Source organism: Candidatus Marimicrobium litorale (genome assembly GCF_026262645.1).
Classification (GTDB): domain Bacteria; phylum Pseudomonadota; class Gammaproteobacteria; order Pseudomonadales; family Halieaceae; genus Marimicrobium; species Marimicrobium litorale.
Genome location: NZ_SHNO01000001.1, coordinates 1034062 through 1049522, shown reverse-complemented (window position 1 = coordinate 1049522; position 15461 = coordinate 1034062). Strand labels below are relative to the sequence as shown.

Annotated in this window: 16 protein-coding genes; 11 read left to right on the top strand and 5 right to left on the bottom strand. The window is 54.0% G+C overall.

Annotated elements, in window-relative coordinates; genetic code table 11:
- Positions 1-52 precede the first annotated feature (52 nt).
- Both EYC82_RS04815 and EYC82_RS04810 read left to right on the top strand, forming a co-directional pair.
- The gene (locus tag EYC82_RS04815) at positions 53-739 is read left to right on the top strand and encodes a response regulator transcription factor (protein ID WP_279248409.1); all 687 of its coding nucleotides are present in this window, start codon (positions 53-55) and stop codon (positions 737-739) included.
- Positions 740-749: 10 nt separating this feature from the next.
- Positions 750-2135 (top strand): sensor histidine kinase, encoded by a 1386-nt coding sequence (locus EYC82_RS04810; protein WP_279248408.1) that lies wholly within the window; start codon positions 750-752, stop codon positions 2133-2135.
- An 18-nt stretch (positions 2136-2153) separates the two neighbouring features.
- On the opposite strand, the gene EYC82_RS04805 is transcribed toward EYC82_RS04810, so the two are convergent.
- Positions 2154-2924 (bottom strand): hypothetical protein, encoded by a 771-nt coding sequence (locus EYC82_RS04805; RefSeq protein WP_279248407.1) that lies wholly within the window; start codon positions 2922-2924, stop codon positions 2154-2156.
- A gap of 129 nt (positions 2925-3053) precedes the next feature.
- Here EYC82_RS04805 and EYC82_RS04800 point away from each other — a divergent pair, with 129 nt between their 5' ends.
- The 3 genes from EYC82_RS04800 to trhO all read left to right on the top strand — a co-directional run bounded on the left by EYC82_RS04800 (position 3054) and on the right by trhO (position 5446).
- Positions 3054-4094 carry an AraC family transcriptional regulator gene (locus EYC82_RS04800; RefSeq protein ID WP_279248406.1) on the top strand — a complete coding sequence of 347 codons (1041 nt, stop codon included), beginning with the start codon at positions 3054-3056 and terminating at the stop codon, positions 4092-4094.
- A 74-nt stretch (positions 4095-4168) separates the two neighbouring features.
- Positions 4169-4489, top strand: coding sequence for a BolA/IbaG family iron-sulfur metabolism protein (locus EYC82_RS04795; protein WP_279248405.1), 321 nt, complete (start codon positions 4169-4171; stop codon positions 4487-4489).
- 9 nt (positions 4490-4498) lie between these two features.
- A complete protein-coding gene (gene trhO / locus EYC82_RS04790; RefSeq protein WP_279248404.1) occupies positions 4499-5446 on the top strand; it encodes an oxygen-dependent tRNA uridine(34) hydroxylase TrhO in 948 nt (315 codons plus the stop codon).
- 12 nt (positions 5447-5458) lie between these two features.
- Here the strand turns inward: trhO and EYC82_RS04785 are convergent, their stop codons facing one another.
- Positions 5459-6250 carry a trypsin-like serine peptidase gene (locus tag EYC82_RS04785; protein WP_279248403.1) on the bottom strand — a complete coding sequence of 264 codons (792 nt, stop codon included), beginning with the start codon at positions 6248-6250 and terminating at the stop codon, positions 5459-5461.
- Positions 6251-6463: 213 nt separating this feature from the next.
- Here EYC82_RS04785 and EYC82_RS04780 point away from each other — a divergent pair, with 213 nt between their 5' ends.
- The 6 genes from EYC82_RS04780 to dmpG all read left to right on the top strand — a co-directional run bounded on the left by EYC82_RS04780 (position 6464) and on the right by dmpG (position 12457).
- On the top strand, positions 6464-7327 hold the full coding sequence (locus EYC82_RS04780) for an SDR family NAD(P)-dependent oxidoreductase (protein ID WP_279248402.1): 864 nt from the start codon (positions 6464-6466) through the stop codon (positions 7325-7327).
- A gap of 81 nt (positions 7328-7408) precedes the next feature.
- The gene (locus tag EYC82_RS04775; protein WP_279248401.1) at positions 7409-8635 is read left to right on the top strand and encodes an acyl-CoA dehydrogenase family protein; all 1227 of its coding nucleotides are present in this window, start codon (positions 7409-7411) and stop codon (positions 8633-8635) included.
- Between the two features lie 26 nt (positions 8636-8661).
- A complete protein-coding gene (locus EYC82_RS04770; RefSeq protein WP_279248400.1) occupies positions 8662-9495 on the top strand; it encodes an alpha/beta fold hydrolase in 834 nt (277 codons plus the stop codon).
- A gap of 33 nt (positions 9496-9528) precedes the next feature.
- Positions 9529-10320 (top strand): fumarylacetoacetate hydrolase family protein, encoded by a 792-nt coding sequence (locus EYC82_RS04765; protein ID WP_279248399.1) that lies wholly within the window; start codon positions 9529-9531, stop codon positions 10318-10320.
- A 125-nt stretch (positions 10321-10445) separates the two neighbouring features.
- Positions 10446-11354, top strand: coding sequence for an acetaldehyde dehydrogenase (acetylating) (locus EYC82_RS04760; protein WP_279248398.1), 909 nt, complete (start codon positions 10446-10448; stop codon positions 11352-11354).
- Between the two features lie 65 nt (positions 11355-11419).
- Positions 11420-12457, top strand: coding sequence for a 4-hydroxy-2-oxovalerate aldolase (gene dmpG / locus EYC82_RS04755; protein WP_279248397.1), 1038 nt, complete (start codon positions 11420-11422; stop codon positions 12455-12457).
- Between the two features lie 61 nt (positions 12458-12518).
- Here the strand turns inward: dmpG and EYC82_RS04750 are convergent, their stop codons facing one another.
- From EYC82_RS04750 to EYC82_RS04740, 3 genes are read right to left on the bottom strand one after another with little or no spacing between them, the layout of a single operon-like run.
- Positions 12519-12854 carry a YdbL family probable chaperone protein gene (locus tag EYC82_RS04750; RefSeq protein WP_279248396.1) on the bottom strand — a complete coding sequence of 112 codons (336 nt, stop codon included), beginning with the start codon at positions 12852-12854 and terminating at the stop codon, positions 12519-12521.
- Positions 12855-12866: 12 nt separating this feature from the next.
- Positions 12867-13049, bottom strand: coding sequence for a YnbE family lipoprotein (locus EYC82_RS04745; RefSeq protein ID WP_279248395.1), 183 nt, complete (start codon positions 13047-13049; stop codon positions 12867-12869).
- Between the two features lie 58 nt (positions 13050-13107).
- Positions 13108-15330 (bottom strand): intermembrane phospholipid transport YdbH family protein, encoded by a 2223-nt coding sequence (locus EYC82_RS04740; protein WP_279248394.1) that lies wholly within the window; start codon positions 15328-15330, stop codon positions 13108-13110.
- Positions 15331-15461 lie beyond the last annotated feature (131 nt).

Genomic DNA, 15461 nt, shown 5'->3' with positions numbered 1-15461 from the left:
TTGAGTGCGACTTTCACCCCGTGCTACATTGCAGATCAAGGTGGGATTTTGCATGAATATTCTTCTCGTGGAAGACGATAAACAAGTGGCGGAGTTCATCGTCAACGAACTGACGGCCGCGGGGCACAACTGCAATCACGCTCCAGACGGGGTAGAGGGCAGGGCGGCCGCGGCTGATGGCACCTACGACGTTATGGTCGTGGATCGTATGATGCCCAGGATGGACGGCATCACGCTGATTAATACGCTACGTGCTGACGGCGATACTACTCCGGCACTTATGCTGAGCGCACTGGGCGACGTTGATGACCGGGTGCAGGGTCTGCACGGTGGCGCTGATGATTACCTTGTTAAGCCTTTTGCTATGGCTGAGCTATTGGCCCGACTCGACGTGTTGGTGCGTCGAGTAGTGCCGGAAGCTGAGTTGCAGACCGTGTTGGAGGTGGAGGGTCTCTCCATGGATTTACTCAAGCAGCATGTGCAGCGTGAAAAGGTTGCGATTACTCTGCAGCCGCGAGAGTACAAACTACTGGAGTACCTAATGCGTCATGCGGGCCAGGTTGTCACCCGGGCGATGCTGCTGGAGCACGTATGGGGTTATCATTTCGATCCGCAGACAAATGTTATCGATGTCCATGTCTCAAGGCTGCGTCAGAAGATAGACAAAGACTTTGAATTCCCTCTGCTCAATACTGTGAGGGGCGCCGGCTACAGGCTGGGGCCGCAACTGGACACTTGAGCGCGCTGCCGTGCAGATAAAAGATGTCGTTAACAGCCTGACGTTTCGTTACATTGTGAAATATGTAACCGTGCTCAGCGCCACCGTCTTCATGCTCGTCGTGGCCCTCTACATCTATTTTAGTTACTCCTCGTTCAGGGAGCTCGGTGAAAGCGTACTCGATGAGCTCGAAACACTGCAGCTGGTCTACAGTGGCCAGCAGATGCCAGGCGTACAGCAATATATAGAGGATCAACTCAGTTCTCCCTCAGTCAATCGTTTCTACTATTTGATTACGGACAATGGGGGAGAGAAGGTGCTTGGAGATTTACCCCAGTCTCCCCGATATCGGGAGTTTGACGACGGCTGGCTGGGTTTTGAGATGGCTTTGCAAAATTGGGGCGAATCTGTGGACGTGGAGTTTCTTGCTCACCCGCGGGGTCTTGGTGATGGGTATTCCGCCATTGTTGCCCGCGGTTACGACGATATTGTTGAGCAGGGCAAGCTGGTCTTTCGGACGTTGATCCTGGTAATGAGCGTGATGCTGGTGCTCGGCATCACTGGTGGTTTTTTTAGTGCGGCACGGGCACTGAACCGGGTTGAGCTGCTCAACAGGGATATCTCGCGTATTGTGAGAGGTGGTGCGGAGCGGCGCTTACAGGTGGAGGGTGAAAAAGGCTACGTCAGAGCGCTGGCTGAAGTAATGAATCAGATGCTGGAGCAGATGGATTCATTAATGCAGGGTGTTCGCCGTGTATCTGACAACATCGCTCACGACCTGCGTACCCCGCTGACGCGGATGCGTAATAATCTGAGTCAGTTGGAGGGTCGGTTAGACGGGCAGGATGCGACCCAGCTCGACGGTATTATTGAAGAGTGCGACGATCTGCTGTCGTCATTCAACGCACTGTTGCGTATTTCCACGCTGGAATCGGGTAGCCGACTGGTCGATGGCAGCAACGTTGAACTGCGGGCGTTGTTACGTGATGCTGTAGAGCTTTATGAACCGTTGGCGTTGGAGCGGAATATCGATCTGACGCTTGATGCTCCGCAACCGGGCCTCTGCAAAGGCGAGGCTGATTTGCTTGTGCAGATGTTTGCCAACGTGCTGGACAATGCTATCAAGTATACCCCTTCGGGTGGCGACATACGGGTGCAGTTGCGAGTCGGTACTGCTGGCAGTGCGGGGCATGGCGTGGTCATTTCTGACTCTGGCCCCGGTATTCCTGTGGTGGAACGAAAAAATGTTTTTCGCCGTTTTTACCGTGTTGAATCGAGTCGAACTGAATTGCCAGGCCACGGCCTTGGTCTTAGTCTTGTGCAGGCGATCGCGCAGTACCACTTCGGCTCCGTTGAGCTGGGCAGCGCAAATCCCGGGCTGCAGGTGCGCATCAAACTGCCTGCGGTAGCGGGCTAGGCCCGCTGCTGCGGACTCTTAGTCTTTGATTGACAGGTGATCGGTGGGTGGGATTTTTCCGCGGGTGCTGCGGCGCTGGTGCTTTTCAAGAATGTCGCTACCGGGTGGTTCGATGCGCAAGCCCGATAAGTCGACTCGTGGCGCCTCTGCTGCTGCAGGGGCGAGACCGCTCATATCCCCGCCTACCGCGGTAAGCTGAATGTCATCGGTGCTCGGTATTGGGGGCGCCTCCGGCGATAACAGGTTAGGGATTTCCGCGCCGGCTTCCGCAACGCTGATGTGGTCTGTATTGACTAGCGTTATCGGAGCCGGCGGCGTGCTCGTTAGCAGGGAGCCCGCTTCGTTTAGCTGTAACATTGAGGTGTCAACTTTTCGCTCGACGACAACCTGCCGTTCGCTGTCTCTGAGTACATCGCTTTGAGGCGGGGCAAGGGTAATACCGCTGTTCTGTGTGTCAGCGGATGTCGCAATGCTGCTGGGCGTCGCCGCGCTGCCGAGAGCCTCCTGGCTGGGGGTTTTATCATTCGGCTTGGCGCTCGCTCGAAAAATGGGTTGAGCTCCAGCGTTTTCCATGGCCTTTTTGTATTGTAAAGCGGTGGCCTTGTCGCAGCCGCGCTTGATAATTTGCGTCCTGCCACTGAACAACTTGTCGAGAGTTGCACGATCCGCCTTGAACAGCTTCGCCAGTCTGGCGCGGACAGTTTCGGCATCGTGCCCCTCCAGCACTTGTCCAGAGAAACAAATATCGTAGCGCTCGCTCATGGGCATTCTCAGCAATTTTCTGCTCACCAGTATACTCCGGTGCGTGTTTCGGGTCTCAGGCAGCTACAGCACTGAAAGGGCGAATTTTTACCGCTACCTGACCCCGGCGCAGGGCTTCTGTTATTATTTCGGCCTCTATTGATGTCTAGTCTTCCTATGAGTGATCGAGTTCCCACCCGTTTCGTCTGTACCCTGCTGCGCATGGTGGGTGACCGAGGCTATGATTTCACAACGATATTGACCAATGCAGGCCTTGATTTCGACCCACTGGATAAAGCTCATCCGGGTTACCGCTCCGAAATCAGCGCCATGCAGTACTCCCGTGTGTATCAGGGCGTGTTGAGTCTGTTGCAGGATGAAACGTTTGGTACAACGGGGAGCGAACTGGTTGCACCGGGTGCCTTTCGCATGATGTGTTATTGCATCATTTCTTGCGGTAACCTCGGAGAGGCAATCCAGCGTTCATCGGAGTTTTATCGCACATTCTTTGACGAGCGCAGCCAGCTATACGCTAACTTCAGTGATCAGTTTGCCCGCGTGGGATATCGCACAATGGTGCGTGAGGGTCGTCCGAGGGTAGGTGCACCCGATGCCTACGGTCTCTCGCTCTGGCATCGGTTCTTTGGCTGGTTGTGCGGGCGTCCGATTGAGCTCAAGCGTGTGGACTTTGCCGGGGATGTGCCGGAACGTCAGGAAAAGTACGAGGAGTTGTTTGGTTGCCCCTTGTATTTTAATCAGCAAAGCGACTTGCTGTATTTTGACAGCGCCTGCCTGTCGTGGCCGGTGGTGCATACTGAACACTCCCTGAGGGAATTCCTGCGGACGGCTCCGTATCAGTTGCTCGTTATGGAAAGTGGATCTGATAGCGATAACCTGTCAGCGCAGGTCAAGGCAATGATTGGCCACGACTTCAGCGAGGGTTTCCCCGGCTTTGAAACAATCAGCAGCGCATTGAATATGTCTGCTCCGACATTACGTCGCCGCCTCAAGCGTGAGGGGACTACATTCCAGCAGTTAAAGGATGAGGCGCGCTGTGACGCGTCGAAACTGTGCCTGGACAGGCTGGACTTGTCGATTAATGAAGTGGCCTTGCAGATGGGTTTCACTGACCCAAGTGCTTTTCATCGATCCTTTAAAAAGTGGACAGGGTCCACGCCTGGTCAGTTTCGTGCCAGCCGCAAAGGCCGTAGCGCTTGAGTCGCGCTGTCAGGAGTTTCACAAGTTGGTTATAATTGTGAGTTATTGATCCGCAACAGGCAGAAAAAGTAGAGATGGTGCAGCAGGATATCGAAAAACAGCTCAGGCTTGCGTTTTCTCCGGACTTCCTCGAGATAGTCAACGAGAGTTCGCAGCATAATGTGCCGCCGAATTCGGAGACCCATTTCCGTGTGGTGCTGGTAAGTGCAGAGTTTGACCACTTGGCTCGTGTTGCTCGCCACCAGAGCGTCTACGCTGCTTTGGCAGGGCAGATGGCGGGTCCTGTGCATGCCCTGGCTTTGCATACCTATTCCCCCAATGAGTGGCGACAGCGCCAAAAAGCTGCACCGGAGTCTCCCGAGTGTCTGGGCGGAAGCAACACGGATGGTGCCTGAGGTGGTGCGGTGAAACCCACAGTAGTCGCAGCCCTTTACAAATTTGTCACCCTGCATAATTTTCGCGATTTGAGAGAGCCGCTTCTGGATGTCTGTCGCGAGGCGGGCACGCTCGGGACCTTGCTGCTGGCGCAGGAGGGAATTAACGGCACCATTGCCGGCAGCCGGGAGGCCATTGATCGCGTCCTGGATTATTTACGCAGTGACGAAAGAATGGCAGACCTTGAGCACAAGGAATCCAGTGATCAGCGTATGCCATTTCATCGTATGAAAGTGAAGCTCAAACGAGAAATTGTTACCATGGGGGTTGCCGGTCTCGACCCGAATGATTGCGTTGGCAGCTATGTGACTCCGCGAGACTGGAATAGTCTGGTGTTGGATCCGGAGGTTTTATTGCTTGATACCCGGAATGACTACGAATGTGATATCGGTACGTTCCGTGATGCGGTAGATCCTCGGACGATAAATTTCCGTGAGTTTCCAGCCTATGTCCGTGAGCATCTGGACCCCCTGGTGCACAAAAAGGTCGCGATGTTCTGCACCGGAGGGATACGTTGTGAAAAGGCGTCTGCCTTCATGTTGAAAGAGGGCTTCGAAGAGGTCTACCATCTGCAGGGCGGCATCCTGAAATACCTCGAGGAGGTGCCGGAGGAGGAGAGCACCTGGGAGGGTGAGTGTTTTGTCTTCGATAACCGGGTTGCCGTCAATCATGCGCTCGAAAAAGGTCAGTATGATCAGTGCTATGGCTGTCGCCATCCAATAACACTGGAGGACAAGCAGTCCGAATTCTACGAGCGGGGAGTGGCCTGTCCATATTGTTTTGACAGTCTCAGCCCGGATCAAAAAGTACGTTTCCGCGAGCGACAGAAGCAGGTGGAATTGGCCTCCCTGCGTGGGGAGAAGCACGTGGGCAGCGCTCCTCCAGGCCGTCAATGCGTGCCAAGTGACGGCACGTAACGGCGCATCATGCTAATCGAGATACCGGGCAACCGAGGAACGAAAATTCGCCGCGGGGACGTAAAGACTGGTCCCTTCGCCGTTACCCTGCGAAATAACCCCAACCATTGAGGCGCTGCCCCCCGGCCGCAGCTGGATGACCGCTCCACCGGATGACCCTTTGTAGGCCCTGCAGTTGGTGGACCCCCAGGACAGGTGTTCCCTGACGATGGCGCAAGCTGGATCAAAGGTAAGCACCGTGCCATGCTTTCCAAGGCCTGAGTCGCGCGAGTATCCTGCCATTATGACGGGGTGTTCTTTATTTGGTAGGTCCTGCGTCACCGTCAGGTGCGGCACCCGATCCACAGGTATCGCCTTAGCCAGCGCCAGCACAGCCCAGTCCGCGTGCATTCCGCCCCCGTCGACCAGTCTTCGTGCCTCCCTGTAAAGGGGTTCGCCGGAGCCAGTGCGGGTAGAGAAAACGATTGGCCGGCTAAGATCGCGGTAATACTCGAGGCAGTGCCATGCCGTCACGATGATATCCGCCTGCGTACGGCCACGCCTTGCAACCAGCGTCGCACTGCAGTCTTCCACGTAGTGTTTGGTGCGCCCTTGCTCATAACGCTGCCCCGGCACCCGCAATTTACCCACTGCCTGAAGCCAGGGCTGGTGGCGAGATGAATAGACCTGACGATTGTCGTCAGCGTGTATTAACGTGGTGCTGGAGAGAAGCAAAAGGCATAGAAAGGAAACTTTCGCGCGGAATTTACGGCGGATCTGACGTGCAACACAAGCGGCGAAAGTAAGGGTAAATGACGGCTGCACGGTGTTTTTTCCTTGGCGCCTGTAGACGTTACACGTAGGCTAAGCGGTTAAACCGTCGTCCTTACTTGCCTACGATATCTCATGCAGCGATTGTGGCTCGCACTGTCGCAGGGCATGTTAACAGGGTCAAGTTATTCCTGCGGATGGTGGTGCAGCGCCGTACAATAGGGATGGCAGTTCGCAAACAAGTTCATCAGCGCCGGAGGTAATACTATGGGACTAAAGCAGAACCGGATCGCGGTGGTAACCGGCGCGAGTCGCGGGGCTGGCAAGGGGATTGCTATAGCCCTTGGTGAAACCGGTGCGACTGTCTACGTCACCGGCCGCACCCGCAATGAGGGTGATGCGACGCTCCCCGGCACTGTTCAGGTAACGGCGGATGCAGTTACTGCCGCCGGCGGTAAAGGTGTTCCTGTGCTCTGCGATCATGCTGATGACGAGGTGGTACGCGAGTTGTTCGAGCGGGTGGATGAAGAGCATGGACGGCTGGATATCCTCGTTAACAATGCGACCAGCCTGCACGATGACCTCGTCACTTCTGGTCCTTTCTGGGACAAGCCGCTGGCCCTGACCGAGCTTTGGAACGTGGGCATGCGGTCCCATTACGTTGCCAGCTGGTTCGCAGCGCCCCTGCTGCAGGCTAATGGCGAGGGTTTAGTGGTCAATACCTCCTCCTTTGGCGGGCGTATTTATATGCATGGGCCTGCATATGGTGCTGGCAAAGCGGCCGTGGATAAAATGTCGCATGATATGGCGGTTGATTTCCGACCCTTTAATGTGGCGGTGGTGTCTGTCTGGATGGGACTATTGCTGACGGAGCGCTCGCTGCGAGTGTTCGAGGCGGATCCTGACAAATACGCCGACTTGATGGCCACCGCCGAAACACCGGCGTTTACCGGGCGTATTATTGATGCGCTTGCCCTCGATCCGCAACGCATGGATAAAAGCGGACAGGTATGGATCGGTGCGGAACTGGCGCAAGAATACGGTATCACCGATATGTCGGGTGAGACACCGCCATCGCACCGTGCCTTTTTTGGGCCGCCCACGACGTTTGGGGACGCTATAGTAGAGTAGGTGATACCCCATATGGAGGATGCTGCATCCATGCGGTTAGCTCTATACTTTAAAGGTAAGATAGAACCAGAGGAGTAAACGATGATTGCCATAACCGAAGCACTTCAGAATGATGCAGTAAATCCCTACGGGCTCGAAAGCTCCCGCGCGCAGGAATTGGTAGCGGCAGCTACGGCCATGGGTCCGGCGCTGCGTGAGCGCAGCGCCAGGGCCAGCCGCGATCAGCGGGTGCCTGACGAGACGGTAGCGCAGTTTCGCGAGGCTGGGTTCTTCAGGATTCTGCAGCCGGAGCAGTGGGGCGGCTACGCCATGGATCCGCAGGTGTTCTACGCGGTGGGACTGGAAGTAGCACGTTTTTGTCCATCGAGCGCATGGATTCTTGGCGTCATTGCTGTGCATAATTGGCAGCTTGCGGTTTTTGACGATCAGGCAGCGCAGGATGTGTGGGCGGATGATCCCTCGGTTCTTATCTCCTCCTCATATGCGCCAGTGGGTAAGGTAAAAGTGGTCGACGGGGGTTATCGCTTGAGCGGTCGCTGGAGCTTCTCCAGCGGCGCCGAGCACTGCAAATGGGCTTTTTTGGGGGCCGTCGTCCCCACGCCCGAAGCGCCGTTTGACATGGCGAACTACCGCACTTTTCTAGTGCCGATCAGCGACTATGAGATTGTTCACAACTGGGATGTGGTGGGCCTGCAAGGCACCGGCAGTCACGACGTCGTGGTAGAAGACGCATTTGTACCAGAATACAGGACACATAAATCGATGGATGGGTTTCTCTGTGATAACCCCGGTAACGCGGTGAACACAGCGCCACTTTATCGTATGCCTTTTATGCAGGTATTCGTTCGTGCGGTATGCACCGCTACGCTGGGCGCGCTTCAGGGTGCCTTGGATGCGTTTGTAGAGGTCGCTAAGACACGCCAGGTGGGCCCTAACAAAATGAAGGACGATCCTTTCGCGCGGGTTATCGCCACTGAGGTCAAAACAGACTTCGAAGAGATGAAGCTGACCATGATTCGCAACTTCGATGAGATGATGGCGTGTTGCCGATCGGGTGTACCTATTCCGATCGAAGATCGTGTGCGCTACCGCTATGATTCTGCGGTGGTGGCAGACCGTTGCCTGGCGCTCTCCAGCAAGATGCTCAAAGCCGCCGGTAGCGGCGGTATTCGCCGAGATAGTGATCTGCTGACTTTTCATCTAGACATACTTGCCAGTCAGGCCCACGTGGCTAATCACAGCAAACCCTTCGCCATGAATATGGGCGGGGTGCTGTTTGGTGAGGAAAATCGCGACTTTGCACTCTAGCGGTGCTGGCTTGATACGGAGACAGTATGAAAAAAAATGGATTACTCCCGGAGGGCAGTTATGCAGAGTGTGCCAATGGCTACCGTATTCACTACCTCGATGAAGGTGCGGGCGAGGTTGTCGTTTTCCTTCATGGCTCAGGCCCCGGCGCCAGTGGCTACAGCAATTTCAAAGGGAATTACCGGCATCTGGTTGCCGCCGGGTATCGCTGCATTATTCCTGACCACATTGGTTACGGTTTTTCTGATAAGCCCACGGATGTAGACCATCCCCTGTCTTTTTTTGTTGAGTGCATCAAACAGACGCTTGATACAGCGGGTGTGGAAAGATGTACCTTGGTGGGTAACTCACTGGGTGGTGCTGTCGCTCTGGGCCTGACACTTGACTACCCCGATCTGGTGGAGAAACTGGTGCTCATGGCTCCCGGGGGCCTCAGTGAACTCAGTGACTATCAACAAATGCCGGGTATGCAGAAGGTATTCGCTGTATTCGGTTCCGGTGACCCGGTGACGCCAGCGGTCATGAAGGATCTGTTCTCGACTGGCTTGATGTATAACCCGGAGCATGCCACGGATGAATTAGTGGCCGAACGCATGCAAATTATGGAGATTATGAATGGCCATGTCATGGCAACCATGAAGGTGCCCGTTCTTGTGGATCGCCTGGCGGAGATTGACTGTCCCGTGCTTGGGTTCTGGGGTATGGATGAACAGATGATGCCGGAGAATGGCATTATGGCAATGGCGAAAAATATGAAGGATCTCAGGTTTATTCTGGTGACAGAGTGCGGGCACTGGGTGATGGTTGAGCACGAGGATATGTTTAACCGGATGTGCCTCGATTTTTTGCAACACAGCTAGCGCGCTCTGCACTCCACGAAGGAATGTTGATTGATGATGGATCAGAATAAAATTCGCAGTCTAGGCGATGAACTTTACGCTGCCTTGCGCAGCCAATCGACGCTTGCGCCCCTTACGGAGAGGGAAGAGGGGATCACTATCGAGGATGCCTATCATATTTCATTGCGCATGGTGAGCCAGCGCGTTAAATGTGACTCGGAACGAATCGTAGGTAAAAAAATCGGTGTTACCAGTAAACCCGTGCAGGATATGCTCGGAGTATTCCAACCCGACTTTGGATTTCTAACGGATAGAATGGAGTTCGCCGATAAAGCTGTTATTCCAATTGCAGGCAATATGATTCAGCCGAGGGCCGAGGGTGAAATCGCGTTTCGCCTCAAGGCGGATCTTTCGGGCCCGGGAGTAACAGAGCAGGATGTCCTTGATGCTACCGCAACAATCATGCCCTGTTTCGAAATCGTCGATTCCCGGATTCACGATTGGAATATCAAGATACAGGATACCGTTGCAGACAACGCCTCTTGCGGTGTCTATGTGCTGGGTAAGAATGAGGTAAATCCCAGGGATTTTGATCTGCCTAATTTGAAAATGCAGATATTCAAGAATGGCGAGTTTCATTCCGAGGGTCTCGGGAGTGCAGTACAGGGTAACCCACTGACTGCCGTGGCGTGGTTGGCCAATACCCTGGGTGAGTTCGGGATTCCGTTTAAGGCAGGTGAGCTCATCCTGTCAGGTTCGCTGGCACCTCTCATCCCTGTGCAAGCGGGGGACAAGATGTCCCTCGAGATTGCGGGCATAGGGGGGTGTAGTTGTGCCTTTTCTTAGGTATTTAGCTGTTACACCTCCTTTTCACTGCGCTCATTTCAGTTAAACTTCGCGTCAGTGCGCAAGAGGCTGTCTGATATGTGTCACGGCGGTATGTGTCGAATATTAAACTATAGAGAAAAGCAATGAGTAAGAAAGTGAAAGCGGCCATCATTGGCCCCGGCAATATCGGCACTGATTTGCTAATGAAAGCTATGCGCAGTGACTTTATCGAACCTGTTTGGATGGTGGGCGTAGTGTCCGATTCGCCGGGGCTGGCCAGGGCGGTGGAAATGGGTCTAAAGACAACGGCAGATGGCGTCGATGGTATGCTGCCATTCATGCGTGATGACGGAGTACAAATTTGCTTTGATGCGACTTCCGCTTACGTGCATGCGGAGAACAGTCGGAAGGTGAATGGACAGGGGGCCGTGATGATCGACCTCACCCCAGCTGCAATAGGCCCGTTTTGTGTTCCCCCGGTAAATCTTGAGCAAGCGGTCGAGGCGCGCGCTATGAATGTGAATATGGTGACCTGTGGTGGACAGGCGACCATCCCGCTTGTTGCGGCAGTCAGCCAGGTGCAGCCTGTGGACTATGGTGAAATTGTAGCTACTGTCAGCAGCAAATCTGCGGGCCCCGGTACACGTAAAAATATTGATGAATTTACTCGCACGACCGCTACCGGTATCGAGAAAGTGGGTGGGGCTGAACGTGGCAAGGCGATTATCGTCATTAATCCCGCTGAGCCCCCGTTAATCATGCGTGACACGGTGCACTGCCTGACGGTGGACGCGCCCGATCAGGATGCGATAACACAGTCTGTGCACGCGATGATTGCGGAGGTGCAGAAGTACGTCCCGGGTTATACGCTAAAAAACGGGCCTGTGTTCGACGGCAATAGGGTTTCCATCTACATGGAGGTGGAAGGTTTGGGTGACTTTCTGCCCAAATATGCCGGTAACCTGGATATTATGACTGCCGCCGGTCTACGCACCGGTGAAATGTACGCCGAGGAAATTTTGTCGGGCCGTTTTACGCCGGTTGCTGCCTGAGTAACTCGTGCGTTGCTGAGCACGCTTCCTGATCATCCTAAATACCTTTATTCGAGATCAAAGCAATGGATTTGAATGGCAAGAAAATCACAGTGCACGACATGTGTCTTCGTGATGGAATGCACCCAAAGCAGCATCAGATCACAGTGCAGCAGATGGTCACTATTGCTGCGGCGATGGACGAGGCTGGTGTCCCCCTGATCGAAGTAACCCACGGGGATGGCCTTGGAGGCGCTTCCGTCAATTACGGCTTTCCAGCCGCATCTGATGAAGAGTATCTTACGGCCGTTTGTAAAGCGGTAAAGAATGCCGGCATCTCGGCTCTGCTGCTGCCCGGTATTGGAACGGTGGACCATTTAAAAATGGCGGTGGGGTGCGGTATATCTACTATCCGCATAGCCACGCACTGCACAGAGGCAGATGTTTCAGAGCAGCACCTCAACATGGCTGCGCAATATCCCGAGCTCGATACGGTGGGTTTTTTAATGATGGCGCACATGATTGAGCCAGAAGAACTCATCGTGCAGCTAAAAATGATGGAGGACTTCGGCGCGAACTGTGTCTACATTACGGATAGCGCAGGATATATGCTGCCCGATGATGTGACTTCACGTGTCTCTCTGGCGCGCGCAGAACTGCGTCCTGAGACCGAGCTGGGCTTCCATGGTCACCACAATCTTGCCATGGGAATTGCTAATTCACTGGCCGCAGTGGATGCCGGCGCGAACAGAATAGATGGCTCGCTTGCGGGGCTTGGTGCGGGCGCGGGCAATACGCCCCTGGAGGTATTCCTTGCGGTTTGCGACAGGATGGGCGTGAAAACCGGCATTGACCTGTTCAAAGCTATGGATATAGCGGAGGACTTGATAGTGCCTCTCATGGACCACATGGTGCGTGTAGATCGAGACTCGCTGACGCTGGGTTGGGCGGGGGTCTACTCTTCTTTTCTGCTGTTTGCAAAACGCAGCGCCGAAAAATACGGACTGTCTAGTCGGGATATCCTGGTCGAGTTGGGGCGCAGGCGCACTGTTGGTGGTCAGGAAGATATGATCGAAGATCTGGCTCTGGACATGGCGAGGGAAAAAGAAAAGGGTGCGCTTTAGGCGCCACGCAAGTAAGGCATTTTTTCACGGCCTTAGGCGACCCGGCCAAACAATGTGTTGTTTACTTTTTTTGCCAGCCCTCTCCCGTATTGACGTAATGACCGTCAGGCGTTTTTTCGATGGCTTTCAGGCCAGCTCTGGCTTCTACCGCGTTCAGGCTGATGTTATTTTCCTTCGCAATGGCTGAGTAACGCGCTTTGCGCTGCTGGTTAATGTCGGTCACAAGTGCATTGACTTTGTCAGAGGGTTCGACGGCTGCAACGTAGCCACTGTTTGTTTCACCGACCAGTCCTTTGGACTTGGCGGTTCCCAAATCCTCTGCGAAAGCGGCCACAGAGAGCAGTGTGATAAGGGTGGCTGTGACGAAGGCTGGCCTCGCCGGACGTGGTATTAACATCGTTAATGTCTCCTAGAAAAGTGCGCTGTCGTTGGAAAAAAGGTCATCTAATTCTTCGTCGACTTGTACTCGAATTTCATGCTCGATCTTCACGTTCAGATTTATCGTAATCGGTTCGGAGGGCGGTGCAACTTGCACGGTGGGAGAGCAAGCGATTGCAGACAGAAGTAAAGATAGAGTAACAGGGGTTCTCATAATGGAGTTCTCCGTTGTGTGCGGCTCTGGGTGTTCGTTAAAGGCACACGGATAAACATCAATGCAAGCGATTCTCAATACTCCGAGTCAAGGTATCACTTAAGCGTAGGCTTTGTAATAGTGGATCGAGGTTTTGTTCCACCCTGATGTTAAACTTCACTTCCTGGCCACCATAGTGGCTTGGGTTGCGCCCGCCCAGGGACAGGCCAAGCACCAGGTTGCCTTGATCATCCAGGTCGACCTCGCTTTCTAGTGTCTCGTAACGAAAGTCACTTAATAGGTCCAGTGCCAGTCCGAGTTGCCTGTTATTGCCAAGGTTGCGACTTGTATCGCCACTGTCGTAACGAATAGTCCCTCCGGGGGGTAGTGCGTTCAGATAGCCGTTGCTGACGATCAGACGGCCATCGCTGAAGGCGATTGGCAGAGTACCCCGAATTGTTCCTTGTGCAGCAATATCCTGATTTTGCTGGAGAGCAACGATTTGCGCCAGTTCCCAGCCTTCAACCTGCAGACTCGCGCCGTTACTGTGTGCCGAAAAGTTCCAGGTGGCTGGCGTTTCGAGAAATACCTTGCCGCCGAATACCTCTGCTGAGAACGCTTGGATATTGAGTTCCGGAGCTAGTACAGGGGTGGGATCTACCATTGCAGCGGTCAGGCTTACGCTGCCAATAGCAAAGCCTGCATCTATCCCGTCAATAGCGACCTCTAAAGGTTGGAGGCTGAGCCACTCGCTCGATCCAGTCCACTGAGTCGTGAGTGAGGCTTGCTCAACACTGTAACCGTCGTACGTTACCGAGAAGCCCTCAATGCGCAGTCGTGATGTCTGTGACCATTCGCTTAGATCGTAGTCACGGGTCTGCAGCGTGGTATCCAACTGCAGTTCGCCGCTGTGAATATCAGGCATGGAAGATAGGGAAAGCCAATCCCACACCGCTGGTAGTGCCTGCGCATTCAATCGGGACAGGTTTTCAGAGTGGAGCGCGAACCTGTGCCCGCCTTGCCCCGTCCATAGGTCAAATTCTCCACTGATGCCAAGGGTGAGCGCTGATTCTGCGAGCGCAGCATTCACTTTGTATGTTAAATCGTCAAGCGATCCTGCCTGTTCAAACGAAAAGACGACTAACGGAGACCGCTTGCTGTTGTGTTGAATGAGCAGTTCGCCTTCGGCGCGTGAGCGGACAGTGAGCGCGGGTATGGTGTCTATTTCGCTGTTAAAGCTCATGGCCGCTAGCTCGACTGAGTAATCGCCTCCCACTCTTGTAATTACCGTATCGGTCATAAGGAGAGCGACTAGTAATTGCCCCTGCTGCAGAGTGAGGCTGACTTCTGTCTTTCCAGATAGGTCGTTGAGTATGGTCGGGTAGGCGACGGATTCGACGATTGCCGATAGTTCAAGAGAGGCCTCGACGTCGGCCGCTGCGATGTTTGGCCTCACTGGATCAAGCTGAATGATTTCCGGATGCTCGACAAGTCCAGAAAAGCTACCGTGGCCTGCGCCTGGGTTTGCAGTGGTGATCGGCAGAGGAGGTAACTCAAAGTCGAGATGCAGGGTGTCAAGCCATGCTAACAGCGCGTCTTGCTGCCAATCCCCCTCAAATGCCCAACGCCACGGGCCATTGCGGCTATCAATATTTGCCTTGAACGCCGCGATTTTCCCGTTGTCACCTGCGACTCTGATATCGACAAGCGTATGCTCATTCGTATCCGCGGTTATCCGCCCTGTAATATTTGCGCCCGACAACACGGTGTGCAAATCCAGCTGCAGGCTGTTGTCAAAGTGCAAACTGCCTGCGCTGGAGAACGCGAAAGCATTATTTTTCTGGTAGCGTAAGCGCCAGGCATCAATACTGAGGGTGACCATTGGTAGCGCAGAAATAACGGTCCGCGGTCTAAATTGGGTAAAATCGAGAGTTTTCTCGGAGATCGAAGAGGTTTCCGTTGTCATGTCGGTAATAGCGATGTCAAAAGATTTAACGCGAACTGCCTTCAGTTGTTGTCCAAGGAGCTCGCGCCATTGGTAGGCGATGTCTATATCGATAAAAGACAGCGTATAGCCCATGTCGTTCTGCCGACCCTTCAGCCATAGACTATCCAGCATTAGCCGGTTCTTCTGCCAGTGTATATTCACCGGACGGACATCTGTGACGCCGTAGTCTTGCAGTAATCGAATGGTGACCGATCGCATGACGCTATCGACATTGTTGTAGACGTAAACAGCTAAAGCCATGCACAAGGCGACCACAAGTAACAGGCTGTAACGTATTAGGTTGGCCAGTGTCATGGTGTCATTGTAATAGACGCGAGGTTCAGAGTAACTAGCCGGTTTGTTACTCCTATGGTTGTGTCTGCGCTCCGCTCGCTCTAGGCAATCGCTATACTCTCGCTTATAGTAATCCGCTTGTTGCTAAGTAC